At 40.1% G+C, this 20,816-nt stretch carries 14 protein-coding genes; 9 read left to right on the plus strand and 5 right to left on the minus strand.

Features of this window, described 5'->3' with window-relative positions:
* A partial coding sequence (locus C7972_RS22585; RefSeq protein ID WP_146216362.1) for a glycerate kinase occupies window positions 1-215 on the minus strand: 215 nt, incomplete at its 3' end.
* 108 nt (window positions 216-323) lie between these two features.
* Window positions 324-1,142, minus strand: a complete 819-nt coding sequence (locus C7972_RS22590; protein ID WP_110358440.1) for an alpha/beta hydrolase — start codon at window positions 1,140-1,142, stop codon at window positions 324-326.
* A gap of 498 nt (window positions 1,143-1,640) precedes the next feature.
* Between C7972_RS22590 and C7972_RS22595 the strand changes: the two genes are divergently transcribed.
* The 5 genes from C7972_RS22595 to C7972_RS22615 are packed head-to-tail and all read left to right on the plus strand — an operon-like array spanning window position 1,641 to window position 7,472.
* On the plus strand, window positions 1,641-2,606 hold the full coding sequence (locus C7972_RS22595) for a D-2-hydroxyacid dehydrogenase (protein WP_110358441.1): 966 nt from the start codon (window positions 1,641-1,643) through the stop codon (window positions 2,604-2,606).
* Between the two features lie 39 nt (window positions 2,607-2,645).
* Entirely contained in the window at window positions 2,646-3,452 is an 807-nt protein-coding gene (locus C7972_RS22600; protein WP_110358442.1) for an HpcH/HpaI aldolase/citrate lyase family protein, read from the plus strand.
* A gap of 46 nt (window positions 3,453-3,498) precedes the next feature.
* On the plus strand, window positions 3,499-5,943 hold the full coding sequence (locus tag C7972_RS22605) for a hypothetical protein (RefSeq protein WP_110358443.1): 2,445 nt from the start codon (window positions 3,499-3,501) through the stop codon (window positions 5,941-5,943).
* Window positions 5,944-5,946: 3 nt separating this feature from the next.
* On the plus strand, window positions 5,947-6,909 hold the full coding sequence (locus tag C7972_RS22610) for a metallophosphoesterase (RefSeq protein ID WP_110358444.1): 963 nt from the start codon (window positions 5,947-5,949) through the stop codon (window positions 6,907-6,909).
* Window positions 6,910-6,959: 50 nt separating this feature from the next.
* A complete protein-coding gene (locus C7972_RS22615; protein WP_110358445.1) occupies window positions 6,960-7,472 on the plus strand; it encodes a MepB family protein in 513 nt (170 codons plus the stop codon).
* A gap of 87 nt (window positions 7,473-7,559) precedes the next feature.
* Here C7972_RS22615 and C7972_RS22620 read toward each other — a convergent pair whose 3' ends face one another.
* Together C7972_RS22620 and C7972_RS22625 are read right to left on the minus strand one after the other, a co-directional pair.
* Window positions 7,560-10,058, minus strand: coding sequence for an ABC transporter permease (locus C7972_RS22620; protein ID WP_110358446.1), 2,499 nt, complete (start codon window positions 10,056-10,058; stop codon window positions 7,560-7,562).
* A 47-nt stretch (window positions 10,059-10,105) separates the two neighbouring features.
* The gene (locus C7972_RS22625; protein WP_110358447.1) at window positions 10,106-10,795 is read right to left on the minus strand and encodes an ABC transporter ATP-binding protein; all 690 of its coding nucleotides are present in this window, start codon (window positions 10,793-10,795) and stop codon (window positions 10,106-10,108) included.
* Between the two features lie 71 nt (window positions 10,796-10,866).
* Here C7972_RS22625 and C7972_RS22630 point away from each other — a divergent pair, with 71 nt between their 5' ends.
* From C7972_RS22630 to C7972_RS22645, 4 genes are all read left to right on the plus strand, one after another.
* On the plus strand, window positions 10,867-11,556 hold the full coding sequence (locus C7972_RS22630; RefSeq protein ID WP_110358470.1) for an arylesterase: 690 nt from the start codon (window positions 10,867-10,869) through the stop codon (window positions 11,554-11,556).
* Between the two features lie 196 nt (window positions 11,557-11,752).
* Window positions 11,753-14,110 carry a DUF2339 domain-containing protein gene (locus C7972_RS22635; RefSeq protein ID WP_110358448.1) on the plus strand — a complete coding sequence of 786 codons (2,358 nt, stop codon included), beginning with the start codon at window positions 11,753-11,755 and terminating at the stop codon, window positions 14,108-14,110.
* Window positions 14,094-15,329: a DUF3999 family protein gene (locus C7972_RS22640; RefSeq protein ID WP_110358449.1), complete on the plus strand. Its 1,236-nt coding sequence runs from the start codon at window positions 14,094-14,096 to the stop codon at window positions 15,327-15,329. Before C7972_RS22635 ends, C7972_RS22640 begins: the two co-directional genes overlap by 17 nt.
* Before the next feature lie 532 nt (window positions 15,330-15,861).
* Window positions 15,862-17,712 carry a Xaa-Pro dipeptidyl-peptidase gene (locus tag C7972_RS22645; protein ID WP_110358450.1) on the plus strand — a complete coding sequence of 617 codons (1,851 nt, stop codon included), beginning with the start codon at window positions 15,862-15,864 and terminating at the stop codon, window positions 17,710-17,712.
* 190 nt (window positions 17,713-17,902) lie between these two features.
* Here C7972_RS22645 and carB read toward each other — a convergent pair whose 3' ends face one another.
* Window positions 17,903-20,755 (minus strand): carbamoyl-phosphate synthase large subunit, encoded by a 2,853-nt coding sequence (gene carB, locus C7972_RS22650; protein ID WP_110358451.1) that lies wholly within the window; start codon window positions 20,753-20,755, stop codon window positions 17,903-17,905.
* Window positions 20,756-20,816: the final 61 nt, after the last annotated feature.

Raw genomic sequence — 20,816 nt, forward strand, 5'->3', positions numbered from 1 at the left:
GGCCTCATCAGGGGATCCAAAACGGAAATCGCAATTCGTTGGCCGCCAACCCCGTTCAAAAGAGCTTCAAGTACGCCTTCACCACCATCGGAAATCGGGATTTCGAAGATTTCGGCATTCGGAGCTACCTTTCTGATTCCCACAGCTATATTGGCAGCCACTTCTTGGGCCGATAAGCACTCCTTAAAAGAATCAGGGGCTATTACGATTTTCATTGTGTATTAATTGGCAAGGTTATCTTTGGAATCTTAAATAGATGTCGATAATTTATTAAATATCAACATGTAATAAATTAAATATGTCTTGTTAATTAGCAAATACTTCTAATCAATTTTCGATTTTAATCGCACAAAATCAACCAATAACGGGAAGGCCGGCTCTGTCATATTGTGTCCGTAACCGTCCATTTCGTATAGGGTAATGTCTTTATGCCCAACAACTTTCATCATCCTGTAGAAGTAGGCGTTCTCTTCGTAGCGTCCCAGCATTTCTTTTTCCCTATCTCCAGTAATCAATAAGGTGGACGGTGCATTTTTTCTCACGTGGTACAAAGGCGCTAGCTTGTCTATAACAGGCTGTTCCCCCGGAATACCCCTTTCCTGCCTTATGGTAAAATGGGTAATGGTATGGCCGCTAAATGGGACTAGACCAGCGATCATATCCGAACTTAAATTATGTTTTTCAAGTCGGCTTTTATCCATAACCGCCATTAAGCCCAAGTAACCCCCTGCTGAATGTCCGGAGACAAATATCCTACTGGAATCGCCATTATAACGATCAATATTTTTATATACCCAAGCAATTGCTGCAGCAGCATCCTCGATACAGGTTTCGGCCTTTACCTTTGGGGAAAGCCTATACCCTACACCAACTACACAAAATCCTTTTTCTTTTAAGGCAGATGGTATTTCTTTTTTACCAGCAGTTAAACCTCCCCCATGAAACCAAATAACCACTGGGACTTTATGATCCACTTCCGGATATTGGATATCCAAAAGGTTTTGGTCCTGCATATATGTGCTCCGATCGGTAGTTGGGGTATCGTAGTAAAATATATTTTCTATCGTCTTATAGCTAAGGGCCTGACCATTGGCAATTAAGGGCAATACTGCCAAAAACATATAAATAACTAGCTTTTTCATGGCTTAACTATAATTTAAAATGATTATATGGATATGAATTTTCCCCTAATATCATAAAAACAGTTTAAATAAATTATCCTTTTTTGTTTAAAAGATAAAATAGGATTAAATACGGTACCCCATGAAACCCTCTAAGTACCTTAATGATTTATTAAGCACTAAAGTCAATATATAATCTGAATTGGATAAAATTTAGGCTATAAAACGTCTATGATATAGGTTATATTTGTATGGAAGGTCTTTCTCAATGGTGTGCCCCGAGCCTATTGATACACATAAAGTTTGATGTTTAATTTTTAGTTGTTTCAATTATGGATTTTAAATTGATGACCAGTGATTTAAAGATATTTACTTAATTTTTAAATTTAAGTATTGATGTCAATTTTAAGCGGCAATGTTAGGTTATATATAATAGGTGTTGTTAACTTGAAGCGTGGCCAATACGTAGTTGTATTTAGTTGAAAAAGCCTATTGATAAGTAAAAAAATAATTTTGAATATGAAAATTGTTGTTCTAGACGGACATACCTTAAATCCGGGCGACTTAAGCTGGGGAAAATTAAAGGAATTTGGTGAGTTAACGGTTCATGACAGAACCGATTATAATAATGATATAATTATTAAAACCATAGGTAATGCAGAGATTGTCCTTACCAACAAAACACCCTTGCCCAAAGAAGTTTTGGACAAAGTGCCTTCCTTGAAATATATAGGGGTGTTGGCCACGGGTTACAATATTGTTGATGTGGACACCGCCAAAAAATTGGGTATGGTAGTCACCAATGTGCCCAGCTACGGAACTACCGCCGTGGCGCAGATGACCATGGCCCTATTGTTGGAAATGTGCCATCATGTAGGAGACCATAATCGTGCCGTGAAGGAAGGGGAATGGTCCAAAAGCAAAGATTTCTGTTTTTGGAACTACCCCCTTATAGAATTGGATGGCAAAACTTTAGGTATTATCGGTTTTGGTAGAATTGGGCAGGCTACGGCCAAATTGGCCCAGGCATTTGGTATGAATATTTTGACTTCAGGGAGCAGAAAGAGACCTGAATTGGAGAGCGGCAGTTGTAAACAGGTGGCTATGGATGAACTCCTAATGCAATCGGATGTAATAAGTCTACATTGTCCTCTTACCCCTGAAACGGAAGGAATTATAAATGCTTCCAATATTTCCAAAATGAAAGATGGAGCCATGATTATTAACACCTCTCGCGGACAATTGATCGTAGAGCAGGATTTAAAGGAAGCTTTGGACAATGGTAAACTTGCCGGGGCGGCCCTTGATGTAGTTTCCAAGGAGCCCATTGCTGGGGACAATCCATTACTAAGGGCCAATAACTGTATCATTACGCCCCATATTGCCTGGGCCCCAAAGGAATCAAGGAGTAGATTGTTAAATACCGCCCTTGAAAATTTGGAAGCTTTTTTAAACGGGAACCCTATTAATGTAGTGAACAATTAAGTCCATATCCTTATTCCAGAGACCATAAATTCCAGACCAATGGCATTGAACCTAAAACTAAGTAACAACCAAAATATCTATGGGACCTGTATTTTGTCTACTTCTCCCATTTGGTCCAAGGTTGTAAAAGGGATGGGCCTGGATTTTGTTTTTCTGGACACGGAACATGTTCCCTTGGACAGAACGGAACTAACCCTTTTATGTCAGGTGTATAGCGCCCATGGTATGTCCCCAGTTGTTCGTATACCAAGTCCAGACCCCTATTCGGCATGTATGGCCAAAGATGCTGGGGCTGTGGGGGTACTTGCCCCTTACATTGAAAATATAGATCAAGTACAACAAATGGTAGGCGCCACCAAGTATAGACCCTTGAAGGGGGAGCGACTGCAAAATGTGCTTAGCGGAAAGGAAGAATTATCGGCAGCATTAAAATCGTATTTGCACAACTTCAATCAGGACAGTTTGTGTTTTATAAATATAGAGAGTACCATCGCGGTACAGAGATTGGACGAGCTTATTAAAGTTCCTGGTTTGGACGGAATCATTATAGGCCCTCACGATCTATCGATAAATATGGGATTGCCGGAACAATATGATCACCCCGATTTTGTGGGGACCGTGAAAAATATAATACGCAAGGCCAGGGCAAAAGGGCTGGCTGCGGGAATTCATTTTCCCGCCCATCCGGAATATCAGATAAAGTACGTCAAGGAAGGTGCCAATATTGTTTTGCACAGTTCGGATATGCGTCTCTTTAGTCAAAAACTTTCTGAGGATCTCAGTAGTATTAAACAGGCTTTGGGCGATAACCACAATTTGTCGGCCGGCGGCGAGTTGGCAATTTAATAGTAAAGGAAATACAGCTCGTTACTAGGTAATTAAATTAATTTATATGAACAGAATTTTTAAACTTTCCCTGTACTTAATTCTGTTTATAGTTTTTGTTCCATCTACTCTTTTTGGACAAAAGGTCGATTTAAGTGAAGCTCAAATAATCAGTTTGGGGAAGAGGGATCCCTTGGTCCTAAATGCCATCACCCTTTTACAGGAGGAAGTAGCTAAAAGGAGTAGTATTGCACTGTCTAAGGGAAATAAAATACCGAAACAAACCCAAAGTGCTATAATTGTCGGACTTGAAAAGGATCTTGATAAATTACCGTTGGAATACTGGCGGCACTTGATGGCTATGCCAGAAATAAAATCGGAAGGTTACAAGATAACCGTGGTTCCCAAAACTAAAGTTGTACTTGTGGTGGGGAACGATGCCAGAGGTGTGCTATATGGAGTTGGAAAACTTTTAAGGAAATTGGAAATGTCCCAGAGACAAATTTTGTTGCCTTCCGATCTGAATATGGCTACCAGTCCGGCCTTTCCGATAAGGGGCCACCAATTGGGCTATCGCCCAAAGACCAATTCCTATGACGCATTTTCAGTAGAACAATTTGATGAATATATCCGTGATTTGGTAGTTTTTGGTGCCAATAGTATTGAAATAATGCCACCCCGTACCGATGATGACTTCACCAGTGTTCATATGAAGATCCCAGCGATTGAAATGATTGTGGAACAATCCAAAATTTGTGATAAATATGGCATGGATGTTTGGATGTGGTATCCCAATATGGGATCGGATTATACAAGTCCCGACTCCTTAAAGTTGGAAATTGAGGAGCGCCGTAAGGTGTTCAAAGCAGTGCCTAGATTGGATGCGTTATTTGTTCCAGGAGGAGATCCAGGGGATCTTGAGCCTGATGAATTGTTCAACTGGCTGGAAAAGGAAGCCGCAGTGCTACAGGAGTATCATCCCAATGCCAAAATTTGGGTATCCCCTCAGGTTTTTAGACCCACCAATGCCTGGTTTGAAACTTTTTATGCACATGTAAACAAAGGCTACCCTTGGTTTGGTGGCATTGTATTTGGACCATGGATTAAAACACCTATTAAAGAAATCAGGGAGCGCTTAAATCCGGGGATTCCTATAAGACGATACCCGGATATAACCCATAGTTTAAGCAGTCAATACCCCATTCCACATTGGGATTTGGCCTATGCCATTACCCTTGGCAGGGAGTGTATTAATCCAAGGCCCATCGACCAGAAAATTATTCACAATGCCTTTGACCAATATGCACAGGGAAGTATAAGTTATTCCGAAGGTACCAATGACGATGTTAACAAGATGGTATGGAGTGATCAGGATTGGGATCCGGAAACACCCGTAATGGAAACCTTACGGGATTATGCACGCTATTTTATGGGTCCCCAATATATTGAGGCTGTTTCCCAAGGATTAATGGCCTTGGAAAAAAACCTTCAAGGCCCCTTACTTACCAACGATGGTGTAATTAGAACCTTGCAGCAGTGGCAGGAACTGGAAAAAAATGCTACAAAGGAAGTATTGGGTAATTTTCGTTTTCAAATGGGACTCATAAGGGCCTATTTTGACGCTTATCAATATAGAAGATTGATTTATGAGACGGAATTGGAACAAAGGGCAAGGGAAATTTTATCCGAGGCAAGAACTATGGGGCCTATCAAAGCCATTGCAGCAGCCAAAGCTATTTTATATAAGGCGAAGTTGCAACCTGTAATGCCGGAATGGAAAAATAGATGCTTTTCCTTGGCCGATGGACTGTTTAAAAGCATAGGCGCCCAATTAACGGTAGACAAACATTTTGCCGCTGCTGGGCGAGGAAATTTTATAGATAATATTGATGTTCCCTTGAACGATGGTATGTGGCTAATAGACCAACTTTCCATGATTGAAAGGAATGGAACTGAGGTTGATAAAATGGAGGCCATAGCCAATTTGTTGGAGCGGAATAACCCGGGGCCTGGTGGATATTATGACAATTTCGGAACACCAGGTAGTTGGAACAGGGTGGTTTCCGATTCTAGTTATGAAGAAGACCCTGGCGGGTTGAAATCCCCCCGGGTCAGTTTTGGCGTAGGCCTGCGAGGTGAAGAATGGGTACATGAAATAACGGCCGTGGGCTTTGATGGGCATACAACTCCATTATCTTGGATGAACCAAGTTACGGCCTTGTATGACGAACCCTTACAAATGGTGTACCCTAATTTGGATCCTGAGGGCTCCTATTTAATTAGGGTGGGTTATACAGGGCGTTTCCGTTCAAAAATTAAATTGATGGCAGAGAACGAATTGATACACGATTACATTATTACCGGAGACCAGCCCATATATGAGTTTAAAGTTCCTGCCAACACCTTACAGGACGGAATACTTGAACTGGAATGGAGCTGTGGGGAGGGAGAACGGGGATCCCAAGTTTCCGAAATTTGGATTATAAAGGAAGATGAAATGAATAAAAAGTAAGTCATGGAGGACAAAAAGAAAGATTGGGCCAGTAGAAGAAAGTTTATTCTTCAATCGGGCCTGGCCGTTGTAGCCATACCATTTACACAGATTTCCTGTCAAAATTCAAATGAAAGGAAAGCAATAGAAGAAAATGAGGATTCCTTTGAATTTGCGTTTCTAACGGATATACATATAAAACCGGAAATGAATGCGCCAAAAGGATTTCAAATGGCCATAGACAAGGTAAATGAATTGAAACCGGATTTTGTACTTACCGGAGGGGATTTGGTATATGACACGATGCGCGGTAATTTTGATCAAAGTGAATCTTTGTTCACCCTCTATAAGAACATGTGTAAGGGCTTTAATATGCCTGTTTATAATTGTATTGGTAATCATGACCTTTTTGCCATCTATGAGGAAAGTCCAGAGTCTGAAGATCATCCCGATTATAAATACGGAATGTGGGAAAGACATTTTGGGGACACTTACTACTCTTTTGATCATAAAGGCTGGCATTTTATTACATTAAATTCCTTGGATGTAACAGAAAATAAAAGATATCAGGGCACCTTTCATGATAAACAGTTGGCATGGTTAAGAGAGGATATTGCAAAGGTGGATAAAGACACCCCCATAATCATCACCACCCATATTCCTATGATTTGCACCTATTCCCAATTAAACGGTAGTGAAGGTAGTAGAACTGTCAACAATGCTTCCGATGTATTTAAGATATTGGAAGGCCATAATTTAAAACTGGTTTTACAAGGACATATTCATTGGAAGGAATACGGATTTATCAATGACCGATTTCATTTTTTAACGGGAGGCTCCATTGCAGGGAACGGATGGAAAGGAAGAAGGCACAATACCAAGGAAGGCTTTGTTAGAATTAGGGTAAGTGGAAACGACTTTTCATGGGAGTACATAGACCACGGTTGGGAAGCCGAAAGGCTTAAATTGGCGGAAAATAACATTTAGGGTTTTAAAATTATTATCAGTTAAATTAGAAGTTGGGATATTTTTTTAAAATGAAGGTTAGAGCAAATATCGATTTTACTACCCTTTTGGAAGAGGTCTATACGCCTTGCGGACTAAAAGTGTCCAACCATGTGCAGGACAAGGAAGGTAAAGAATATGAAGCCTCCTCATTTCAATTGGATGCGTTACGGGTTATATCAAGAAAGGCTAAGATCACTCCAAAGAAAATTGGGCAATTCGTTACCTTATGGAAAAGAGATGCGAATGGCGAAACAACTCCCTATGAAGAGACCGATAAGGTAGATTTATTCGTAATAAATATCCAAGAAGGACCACATAGTGGACAATTTGTATTTCCCAAGGACGTTCTGATGGAAAAAGGCATAGTATCCCATACCAAAAAAGAAGGGAAACGTGGCTTTAGGATATATCCTCCCTGGTCCCAACCTACCAACAAAACAGCTCTATCTACCCAGAAATGGCAGTTGGAATATTATTTGGGAATTGGTCAGCATCCAAAAACGGACATCGGTAAGGCAAAATACCTTTATCAACTGAAGTAATGACAATTTTGGGATGCCGTGGATATTGTTAGTCACTCCTTTGACCATCCTTTTTTGTTTGGTAAACAGAGACAGGTCAGATTATGGTTATCCAACCTCCTTTCGCAACACTTCCAACGGAGGACTTTTTATAACACTTCTACTATTGGTTATACCTATCAACAAGACCAATAAAGTAATTCCAGGGAACAGTACCAGAAAAGGAAATAAGGATGGTTTAAAAGCTGATTCAAATACGAAAAAAGCCAGTAACTGGCTACTTACCAAAGACAGCAAAATTCCAGATAGACCTCCCAGGATACCCAAATAAAGGTACTCAAGAGCTACTATTTTAAGTATTTGCCTGCTCTTGGCACCTAGGGTCCTTAGTAGTACACTTTCACGAATACGCTGATATTTACTGGTTCTTACTGCACCCATTAGTACAATTATCCCCGTAAGGATGCTAAAAAATGCCATAAAATTTATAATCCATGAAATTTTGTTCAACAGCCCCTCGATGATCACTAAAATTTGCCTTATGTCCAGAATAGATACATTGGGAAATAATCTAACCAATTCCTTTTGCAGTTTGGCCGATGCATTTTCATCGGGCACATTGGTGGTAAGTACTGTAAATTGGGGAGCCTTTTCCAGGACACCTATGGGAAATACTATGGAAAAGTTAAGTTGCATTCGGCCCCAATCCACTGTTCTAATGCTTGATACAACGGTATTCATAATTACCCCCTGAACATTAAAGCTTAGCTTATCCCCCACTTTCACCTTGGCATCCCTGGCAAAATTATCACTTATGGAAATAGGTATTTGTTCTTTAGAGATTACTTTTGGAACCCATTCCCCAGCTTCCAATTTTTCGGAGGCGATAAGGCTATCCCTGTAGGTTACCCTAAATTCATGGTTCAATATCCAAGAGTTAATCCTTGAAGTGGTATCCTTTCTGATTTCGTTTACAGTCTCCCCCTGTATGCTATTTACGCGCATAGTAACTATCGGGATATCCGTCAATACAGCATGACCGTCGTTCCGTATTGTAGTGGCTACGGCTTCTTTCTGTTCGGTTTGAATATCCAGAAGAATTATATTGGGACTATTGGCATCTGTTTCCAAAGAAGATTTAGCCAGTAAGAAGTCTTTGGTAAAGTATAGGGTGCTTATTAAAAAGGTGCCAATACCAATGGCAAGGACCAAGGTCAAGGTTTGGTTCTGCGGTCTAAAAAGGTTGGATAAACTATGACGGGCAGTAAAACCCCAAGAAGTAGGAAAATATTTTTTTATTGCCTTCATGGCCAATGCGGACAAACCGGCCATGATGGCGAAGGTAGCTACCATGCCTATCACAAAAAACAAGGAATATTTCCAATCCTTTAATAACCAATATGAAAAAAGAAATAAGAAGGCCAAAATGGCCAAAGAAACCACAATCAATCCCCGTCTAGATCTTGACTTATCCACTTCTTGAACCCTTAAAGCTTGTAGTGGCGAGACATACAGGGTATTCATTAGTGGGTAGAGAGCGAAAAGAACGGACATGAAAAGGCCCAAGAGTAGTCCCATGGCAACTGCCTTTGGAGCCAAAGTTAAATGTACATCCACCGGCAATAGATCTCCAAGAAGTAATGGGAATATTTGCTGTAAAACAATACCTAATGCTGTACCTACGGCTCCCCCAAACAGACCAAGTACTGCAATCTGCAATAAATAAATCAGGAAGGTTTGTTTTTTGGTAACACCTAGGCACTTTAGAACGGCCACCGATCTTAATTTTTCCTTTATATAAATATTGATGGCACTTGCAATGCCAATACAACCAAGGAGGAGGGCTATAAAAGCGACCAGATTGAGGAACTTACCAAAATTTCCATAACGGCGTCCTAAATTGGCACTCGTAGAGGTGTGGGTATCCAAATCGGCACCTTCGGCGTCCAATATAGGGTCCAACTCTTTATCCAGTGCCTCAAGATCTGTATCAGGTTGAACAAAATAGAATTCATAATCCAACCTACTGCCCTGCTGTATCAAGCCCGTTTCTTTAATAAACCTGTATGGAATCACTACCGGTGGTGCCACGGAACTAAACAGGCCAGAGCTACCTGGTATCGATTTTATTGACCCGGCAATGGGAAAGGTAACTTCCCCAATTTTAATGCTGTCTCCGGCTTTTAGGTTATACTGAAGCATAACGGTAGCATCCACTAGAGCCGCACCTTTATGTTGGTAGTTACCCGCTGCCGTCGTTGGTACTGTCTCCAATGTGCCATAAAAAGGAAATTCTCCTTCAATACCCCTAACCTGTACCAATTTGGAGGCCCCTGACTTGGGAAAGGCAGCCATGGACGGAAAGTTTATTTCTTTGGCATCGGCCCCGCCAAGGGAATCCAAAAGTCTTTCAACCCTTTCATTTGGTGGATTTCTACTATCCACAATAAAATCGGCCCCCATTAAGGATTTGGACTGTAGGGAAATATTTTTTTTAAGATTTTCGCCAAAAGATTGTATGGATACCACCGCAGCAATCCCCATAATAATGGAGGCCATAAAAAGAAAAAGTTTTCTTTTGCTTGCTTTTCCATCGCGCCATGCCATTTTTAGTAGCCATAAAAAACCTGATCTTGAAGTACTATTATGTCCGTTCACAGTGTAGTTGTTTCTTGGTTGGCAATAATCCTACCTCCTTTTAACCTTAGTATGTGTTGGGTTTTGGCTGCCAATTCCAAATCGTGGGTAACTATAACCAAAGTAGTGCCTGCATCTGCATTAAGTTGAAAAAGTAATTGTATTACCTTTTCACCTGTTTCCGCATCCAAATTACCGGTAGGCTCATCGGCGAATAAAATGGAAGGCTTGTTGGAAAATGCCCGGGCCAAGGCAACGCGCTGTTGCTCCCCACCTGAGAGCTGGGACGGATAATGATGGAATCGATTTTGTAGACCTACCTTATCCAGAAGTTCCATCCCGTTCTTCATAGCATTTTTATCCCCCCGTAATTCCAGAGGGATGGCTACATTTTCCAAAGCGGTCAGTGTTGGTAGCAATTGGAAATCCTGAAACACAAAGCCTACGTTCCCATTGCGTAGTATGGCCCTCTCATCTTCATTTAAACTCCCTAATTCGGTGCCGTATAGGGTTACCATTCCCGAATCGGGTCGATCCAGACCCGCACATATACCAAGTAAAGTTGTTTTTCCGCTCCCTGATGGGCCTACAATGGAAAAAGTATCCCCTTCCTCCACATCAAAAGAAATATCCTGTAATACCGTCAATTTTTTAGAGCCACTGGTATAGATTTTCCCTAAATTGCTTACGTTTAATATCTTTGCCATATAATTTCTATTTCGTGGTTTTCCAAAGTAGGCAAAATACAGAAATGATTTTGATTTTAATCCGATATCCCATGCGAACCTTGTTAAGATTTTCTTATTTATTTTTCATTTTTTTCGCTTCTTGTGGAAATATAGCAACCAAGAAGACCGATGCCGGGGAAAAAGAGGAAAATTCCATAGAAAGCAAGATGGAGGCGAAGAGCGAGAGCGAAGTAATTCTGTTCTTTGGTAATAGCCTAACAGCAGGTATGGGGCTTGACCCAAATGAAGCTTTTCCCGCTTTGATCCAAGAGAAGGTAGATTCACTGCAACTGGCTTACAAAGTGGTGAATGCCGGCTTAAGTGGGGAAACTACGGCCAGTGGTAAAAATAGATTGGACTGGGTGCTTAATTCTGAAATAGCCGTTTTTGTCCTGGAATTGGGGGCCAACGATGGTCTGCGGGGTATTCCCTTGGAAGAAACCCGAAGCAACTTACAGGAAATTATACATATGGTGCAACAAAAAACTCCCATGACGACCATTATTTTGGCTGGTATGCAAATACCCCCCAATATGGGTCAGGACTATACTGCGGAATTCAAGAATATATTTCCAGATCTAGCCAAAAAAAATAATATTGGCCTTATTCCATTCCTGTTGGAGGATGTGGCAGGAAATCCAGAATTAAATCAACCTGATGGAATACACCCTACGGCCGAAGGTCAAAAGATTATTGCCAACAATATATGGCCCATAATTGCAACTGCAATTAAACAATGAGCCAATATATTATTATGGAACAATAGTGGATATGGATATATGAAGGGAAATTGACAGCCTTTTAGATTGATAACACCACAGGTGAAATACATTGGTAAAAATGGCGTTTGTATTTATGAATCCATTTAATTGGTGCATGGCCATAAGTACATCCCAAGAAATTATAAATTCCCCGCAATAATTTAACCATCCTATAATGACAGATCCCCGGGACCAAATTAAATTACTAACAGAGAGGCTCCAACTTTTGCTCCGCAGACAGGATGAGTTTTCAAGGGAAATAGAAATGCTCCGGAAAGATATCAATCTCCTGAGGAAAAGCCATGAAAACCCGGGTCCTTCCAAGGTGTTATCTGCAGCGGTAGCACCGACCAAAGAACCTTTTGAGGAAGAAGTACAGGATTCGGCATTCGTTTCTGGACAGGGGAATACTTTTGTTGGAAAGGAGTCTGCCAGAACAGCGAAAAACCCCAAATTAAAGCTGGATATAGAAAAATTTATTGGTGAGAATCTAATCAATAAAATAGGAATAATCATTACGGTCATTGGTGTGGCCATAGGGGCAAAATACTCTATGGATCACGATCTGATCAGCCCACTTACCAGGATAATATTGGGCTATTTGGCAGGTGCGGGACTCTTGGGATTCGGTATAAGATTAAAACAAAAATTCGAGAACTATAGTGCTGTATTGGTAAGTGGCGCCATGGCCATTTTCTATTTTATCACCTTTGCCGCTTATAGCTTTTATAACCTTTATCCACAGGGAATAGCCTTTACCCTTATGGTCATATTTACTGTTTTTACAGTGGTAGCGGCTATTAATTATAATAGGCAAGTAATTGCCCTTATTGGATTGGTGGGTGCCTATGCCATCCCATTTTTGTTGAGTGAAGGTTCGGATGAAGTGATGGTGCTATTTGGTTACATGGCAATTATTAATATTGGTATCCTTATCATCGCATTTAAAAAATATTGGAAACCACTTTATTATTCCTCTTTTGGATTGACCTGGTTTATGTTTTTTGTTTGGTACCTATCAAAGTATAAAACAGAAGAACATTTTGGAATGGCTTTGATTTTTATGGGCCTGTTTTTTCTTATATTTTACATGGCCTTTCTGGGATATAAACTCTTGCAAAAAGAAAAATTTGGAATTACCGATGTGATACTCCTTTTGCTAAATTCCATGATCTTTTTTGGATTGGGTTATAGTATATTGAATAATCATGAGGCAGGAAAACAACTTTTGGGATTATTTACGCTTATAAACGCCCTAATCCATTTTGTAGTAGGCTTTCTAATCTATCGCCAGAAACTGGCCGACGTTAATTTATTTTATTTTATTATTGGCTTGGTCCTGGTGTTTATAACTATTGCCGTCCCTGTTCAATTGGATGGAAATTGGGTAACCCTATTATGGGCTGGGGAGGCCACCTTATTATTCTGGCTTGGACGATCCAAACATGTTACCATATATGAACAACTCTCCTTTCCCTTAATGCTATTGGCCGTATTGAGCATCTTTGAAGATTGGTCGTGGGTTTATAGTGTCTACGATCCTGTTGATAGTGGAACAAAGATAAGACCCTTATTGAATTTAAATTTTCTTACGTCATTGCTGAGTATCTGTGCTTTCGGGTTCATGTATTGGACAGACCTAAATCAACGGGACTCCCCTAGCAATAAATCCAGAAACACCTACTTAAGAATCATTTCCATGTCCATTCCGGTCATTCTGGTATTGATAACTTATTTTGCCCTCAGGATTGAAATAACCACCTATTGGGACCAATTATACTTAGATTCTGCCCTTTTTATTACACCAGAAGGCCAAGATCATCCCAGTTATCTGTGGAATTATGACATTAAAAGTTTTAGGAATATTTGGACCATTAACTATACCTTGTTGTTTATGTCGGTACTTTCGTTTATTAACATTAAAAGGCTGAAGAGTCATCAATTGGGTGTATTTCAAATAGGGATAAATACTTTGGCAATTGCTTTCTTTTTGTTTATCGGCCTTTATGGGATCAGCGAACTTCGGGAAAGTTATTTGGATAGGATCAATAATGAATATTACCATATTGGTGCCTGGAATATAATAATTAGATACGTCTCTTATTTTTTTGTTGGTCTTACTTTATACGCCACATATATGTACAAGCGACAAGAATTTTTAAAACTGCGTTTTAGTATTGGCTATGATCTTTTATTATATATTACAATACTTTGGATTTCCTGTAGTGAATTGATCCATTGGATGGATATTATGGAATTTACACAGTCATACAAGTTGGGACTTAGTATATTATGGGGTCTTTATGCGCTATTTCTAATCGTTTTGGGTATATGGAAAAACAAGAAACATCTGCGGATAATGGCTATTGCCCTATTTGGAGTTACATTGGTTAAACTTTTCCTATATGACATATCACATTTGGATACACTAGCGAAGACTGTTGTCTTCGTTTCCTTGGGTGTGCTATTATTGATTATATCTTTTTTGTACAATAAATACAAACATATTATATCCAATGAAGTGGAGAAATAGACAAATCATCCTCATACTCCTTTTGACTTGTTCCCTGTGCTACGGTCAAATGGACCATTATCAATTCAAGAGATTGATTACAGGGGTAAATGATCAATGGCACAGGGTACCATTACCCGATTCAATTTTTGGCAAGGTATCAAGGGATTTATCCGATCTTAGAATATATGGCTTGGGGAACAATAACGATACTATTGAAGTTCCCTATCTGCTCCGTATCAATTCCAAAAAAATCAACAGTAGGGCTATTACTTTCAAAACATTGAATACGTCTTATAACAACAAGGGCTATTATTATACTTTTGAAGTGCCTGCCGCGGTTTCTATAAATCAAATAGATTTGAATTTTAAGGAGAGGAATTTCGATTGGAATATAGATCTGCAAGGTAGTTGGCAACAAGAGGAATGGTTTACTCTGGTAAATGATTATCGTATTCTATCCATAAAAAATGAACTGACGGATTATGAATTTACGACCGTTATCCTTCCCAATTCCAAATACCGTTTTTTTAGGTTACACATTAAAAGTGATAAAAAGCCTAATTTAATATCTGCCCAAATTTTTGATAATGAATCCACAGATGGGGAGTATAAAAAATATCCGATCAATGAAGTGATGATTGATGGGAATAGAGCCAAAAATACTACAGAAATAATAGTGGATCTGGCCAAGCCTATTCCAGTTGGTTCCATTTCCTTTGGGGTACGGGAACAATATGATTTTTATAGACCAATTGCCATATCACATATAATAGATAGTGTTAAAACCGATAAGGGTTGGAAGTATAATTATAATACTTTGCTAAAAGGGACATTGAGTTCATTGGAAGAAAGTAGCTTTGATTTTCCCAGTACTATTGTGCAAAAAATAAAAATAACGGTCTACAATGGAGATAATCAGCCGCTAACCTATGAAAATTTTCAAGTAAAGGGATTTCTACATGAATTGGTTGCCAGGTTTACCAAGGAAGGAACTTATTATCTAACTTATGGAAATAGTGAAGGTTCCTTTCCGAACTACGACATTGCACAATTTTCCAAAAATATCCCAGAAACCCTTGCTCCTTTAAAAGTAGGTAGTGAACAAAGGTTACGCAATCTACAATTTTTGGAGCAGGAGCCTATTTTTAAAAATAAGCTATGGTTGTGGGCCATCATTGCCATTATCATCATGGTTCTGGGCGGGTTCTCTTTAAATATGATAAAAAATCGGGATTAAATCCTACAGGTCTTTTTGAAAATGGTTGAGAGACAAATACAAAGCCTGGAATAATCAGTTTTTTCCGATACGTTGGGTGGACAATAAAATTGTGTCGACCATCCTGGCCCGCAATAGTGTAATAAGGAATGAAGAGCAAATTCTTATAGTGCCTAATGCTCCCCCTCTTAGGGCCTGTAAAGTGCTTTTAAGTCCAATTACGGAATGTATTGAAAGTCATTAAATCATATGGATTGGCTAACTTATTGGAAACCCTGTACCATAATTTTTGTTTATATTCGCTGCAAATAATTGCTATATAGTACAAGTCTACATGTGGGTTGAAAATTCCTTTCCAAGCAAATTATCGGTTACTATAGGGACATCTGTATCCAGTCCGTTTTATGGTGTTGGGTTGGTAGCTTCCATTAAATTACCTACCCAAAATCATTTATCGAAACCTATATTATCTTGAACATTGATTGGTTTTGCATCAACAACCTATTCCCAAATAATTTAAACCTAAATTCTATATATTAATTTAAAGTCGATTATGATAAAAAACAAAATTGCATTTTTATTCACATTTTTAATGGGTGTACTAACCATAGTTAGCGCCCAGAAGAGTGGAACATTATTGGAAAAAAAATCTATTCCAATTTTCGAGAACGGTGAGGCCCAGGTTGTTCCCGGATTTAGTGATGAAGCAACTTGGATAACACACGACCTATGGGTTGAAACTGAATTTGATACCGATGGGGATGGCAAAAAAGACAGAATGCACGTCTCGGTCACCCGACCTGGTCAAACTGAAACGGAAGGACTCAAATTGCCTATCATTTACATCAGTAGTCCATATTTTGCTGGTGTGGCTTCCAATTTAAATGAGATTTTTTGGGATGTACGACATGAATTGGGGGAAACACCCAAAGAGCGTTTACACCCAAATGTAGTTAGGACAGGGAAAAGACCCTATATTTCCAAATCACATATAAAAACTTGGGTTCCCCGGGGTTATATTGTAGTGCATTCCTCTTCGCCGGGTACAGGGTTGTCACAAGGTTCTCCCACTGTTGGAGGGGACAATGAGTCCTTGGCCCCTAAAGCGGTCATTGATTGGTTATGTGGTAGGGCCAAGGGTTATACGGAGCCTTATGGAAAAGAAAGGGTAAAGGCTTATTGGTCTACCGGAAAAGTTGGTATGACAGGGACTTCCTATAATGGGACCATACCATTGGCTGCCGCTACCACTGGAGTTGAGGGGTTGGAAGCCATTATTCCCATCGCCCCCAATACTTCCTATTACCATTACTATAGATCCAATGGTCTTGTACGTTCCCCAGGAGGATTCTTAGGAGAAGATATAGACGTGCTTTACGATTTTATACACAGCGGGGACGAGTCCAAACGGGCCTACAATAATAGGGTTGTTAGGGATACTGAGATGAAAAACGGTATGGACCGTATTACAGGTGATTACAACGAGTTTTGGGCGGGGCGTGATTATTTAAACGATATGGAACCCATGAAGGCTGCTTTATTCATGGCACACGGATTTAATGATTGGAATGTAATGCCCGAACATAGTTATAGAATTTACAAGGCCGCCAAGGATAAAGGCTTGCCTACCCAAATATATTATCACCAGAACGGGCATGGTGGAGAGCCGCCTCTAACCCTTATGAATAAGTGGTTTACCCATTATTTGCACGGAGTTGAAAATGGCGTGGAAGAGGATGCCAAGGCCTGGATTGTTCGTGAGAATGATGATAAACTAAATCCTACGCCCTATGAGGATTATCCAAATCCGGAAGCGGCACCCGTAACTTTATATCTTGAAGGTGGTGCACCGGAGATAGGTGGATTAAAAACAGAAAAAAAGGACGATCAAGGAGTGGAAACCTTAGTGGATAACTTTTCCTTTTCTGGAGAAACTTTGGCCAAGGCTGAGAATACAAATCACCGCCTGCTTTATATTACCCCAACCTTGACCCAGGATATTCACTTATCAGGAGTCCCTAAAATTAGTATTTCTGTGGCGAGCAACAAAGCTGCTGCCAATTTATCGGTTTGGTTGGTTTCCTTACCTTGGAATGATGGCAAGAATGTAAAAATAACGGATAACATCATAACCCGTGGTTGGGCAGATCCACAAAACCATAGTTCCCTTACCCACAGCGAACCATTGGTCCCTGGAACCTTCTACAATCTATCCTTTGAATTGATGCCCGATGATCAGGTTATACCAAAAGGCCAACAAATTGCACTTATGATTTTCTCTAGTGACAGGGAATTTACGCTTTTGCCCGATCCCGGAACGGAATTATCGGTTGATCTTGATGCAACTGCGTTAACCTTACCTGTTGTTGGAGGTATAGACGCCTTTAAAAGTGCTACCGAATAAATGATTAGGTAGGAAAAATTATCTGGACGAATTGCGTCTTCCCGCTTTGGTCTTTAGAGGTGCCTAACTAAATGGCATAACGGGAACCTTTATCTATTTAAACAAAAAAAACTCCTTTTTCCAAACAATGGGAAAAAGGAGTTTTTTTTATCTGGAAAGGATTCACTTCCAGTATCCATAAATCTTGCAACTATTTGCTCAAGTACATCTTACGCCTGGAATACAGGTTGTAGAATTCATCGTCTTTTAGACTGTCTATAAACAAGATGCTTTCCCCCGTACTCTTCATTTCAGGGCCTAAATTCTTATTTACGTTAGGGAATTTATTAAAGGAAAATACAGGTTGCTTTATGGCATAGCCATCCAATTGCGGATTAAAAGTAAAGTCCTTTACTTTTTTCTCCCCCAACATCACCTTGGTGGCATAATTTACATAAGGCTCTTTGTAAGCCTTGGCAATAAATGGAACCGTTCTGGATGCCCTAGGGTTAGCCTCTATGATGTATACAATATCATCCTTGATGGCGAACTGAATATTGATCAGTCCTACCGTATTAAGGGCCAAGGCAATTTTTTTGGTATGGTCCTTTATTTGTTGCATTACAAATTCGCCCAAATTAAAAGGGGGCAGGGTGGCGTTGGAATCCCCGGAGTGTATCCCACATGGTTCTATATGTTCCATAATCCCGATGATATAAACATCTTCACCATCACAAATGGCATCAGCTTCGGCCTCTATGGCACCATCCAAATAATGATCCAACAACAATTTGTTATTAGGTATTTTCCTCAGAAGGTCTACAACATGTTCCTCCAATTCTTCCTTGTTGATTACGATTTTCATTCCTTGTCCGCCCAAAACATATGATGGCCTTACTAATAATGGAAAGTCCAATTCATCTGAAAGCGCCAAAGCCTCATCGGCAGTTTCGGCTACACCAAACTGGGGGAAGGGAATATTGTTTTCGGCCAATAAATTGGAAAAACTTCCCCTATCCTCAGCCAAATCCAAGGCTTTGAAACTGGTGCCTATTATTTTAATACCGTATTTGTCAAGTTTTTCTGCCAACTTAAGGGCTGTTTGCCCACCAAGTTGTACAATAACTCCCTCCGGTTTTTCATGTCTGATAATATCATAGATGTGCTCCCAGAATACCGGCTCAAAATACAACTTGTCCGAAATATCGAAATCTGTGGAAACGGTTTCGGGATTACAATTGATCATGATGGTCTCATACCCGCATTCCGAAGCGGCCAATACTCCATGTACACAGCAGTAGTCAAATTCTATACCCTGTCCTATCCGGTTGGGTCCAGAGCCCAAGACCACTATTTTTTTCTTGTCCGTTACAATACTGTCGTTCTCTACATATTTCTTCCCTTCCGGGGTTTCTATTTCAGCCTCAAAAGTAGAGTAATAATAAGGGGTCATGGCCTTGAACTCGGCGGCACAGGTATCAACCAATTTGTAAACCCTGTTTATATTGAGGGCAACCCGTTTGTTATATACCTCACTCTCATAGCAATCCAGCATATGGGCAATCTGTCGGTCGGCAAACCCTTTTTGCTTGGCTTCCAAGAGCAGGTCTTTGGAAAGTGTTTCAATGTTGAAATTGGAAATTTCCTTTTCCAACTGATAAAGTTCTTCGTACTGCTTTAAGAACCACATATCTATTTTAGTGATCTCATGGATCCTGCTCAACGGAATTCCCAATTGTATGGCATCATAAATTACAAAGACACGGTCCCAACTTGGGATGGTGAGTTTGCTGATAATCTCGTCGTAATTGGTGTACCCCTTACCATCCGCTCCTAGTCCGTTCCTCTTGATCTCCAAAGACTGGGTGGCTTTGTGCAGGGCCTCTTGAAAGGATCGTCCAATGCCCATTACTTCTCCAACCGATTTCATCTGGAGTCCCAAAGTTCTATCCGAACCTTCAAACTTATCAAAGTTCCAACGTGGTATTTTTACAATTACATAATCCAGAGTAGGTTCAAATAAGGCAGAGGTAGATTTTGTAATCTGATTGCTCAACTCATTTAAATTATACCCTATGGCCAATTTAGCGGCAATCTTGGCAATGGGATATCCAGTGGCCTTTGATGCCAATGCCGATGATCTGGAAACCCTGGGATTGATCTCTATGGCAATAATGTCTTCTTTTTCATCTGGACTAACCGCAAACTGAACGTTGCATCCTCCCGCAAAATCCCCTATACTGCGCATCATTTTAATGGCCATATCCCTCATTCTCTGGAAGGTTCTGTCGGACAGCGTCATCGCAGGTGCTACGGTAATGGAGTCTCCTGTATGGATTCCCATGGGGTCCATGTTTTCAATGGTACAAATAATGACAACGTTATCATTTTTATCCCTAAGCAGCTCCAGTTCATATTCCTTCCATCCCATTAGGGCCTTATCGATCATAACCTCATGAATTGGCGAAACTTCCAATCCATGACTAAGAAGTTCGTCAAAATCCTCTGGTTTGTATACTATGGCAGCTCCGGCACCACCAAGGGTATAGGATGCCCTGATAACCAGGGGAAATCCAAATTCTTGAGCAATTTCCTTGCCTTTTAAAAAGGAAGTGGCGGTTGCTTGTGGTGCCATACCAACACCAATTTTAAGCATTAATTCGCGAAATTTTTCCCTGTCCTCCGTTATATTTATGGCGTCAATGTCCACACCTATGATCTTTACTCCGTAATCTTCCCAAATTCCTTTGGTATCTGCCTCAATACAAAGATTTAATGCTGTTTGCCCCCCCATAGTAGGTAAGACTGCATCAATGTTGGGGTGTTTTTCCAAAATCTCCCTAATTGATTTTGTAGTCAATGGTTTTAAGTAAACATGATCGGCCATAGTAGGATCGGTCATGATTGTTGCCGGGTTACTGTTAATGAGGATCGTTTCTATGCCATCTTCTCTTAAAGATCTCAAGGCCTGTGTACCTGAATAATCAAATTCACACGCTTGACCAATAACGATGGGTCCAGAACCAATAATTAAAATTGAGTTTAAATCTTTTCTTTTGGGCATTATACTAGTTATTTAAATATATGAAAAAAGGGAATTGGACAAAAAAAAGGTGCTACTTCGG

The organism is Arenibacter sp. ARW7G5Y1 (assembly GCF_003201775.1).
GTDB lineage: Bacteria > Bacteroidota > Bacteroidia > Flavobacteriales > Flavobacteriaceae > Arenibacter.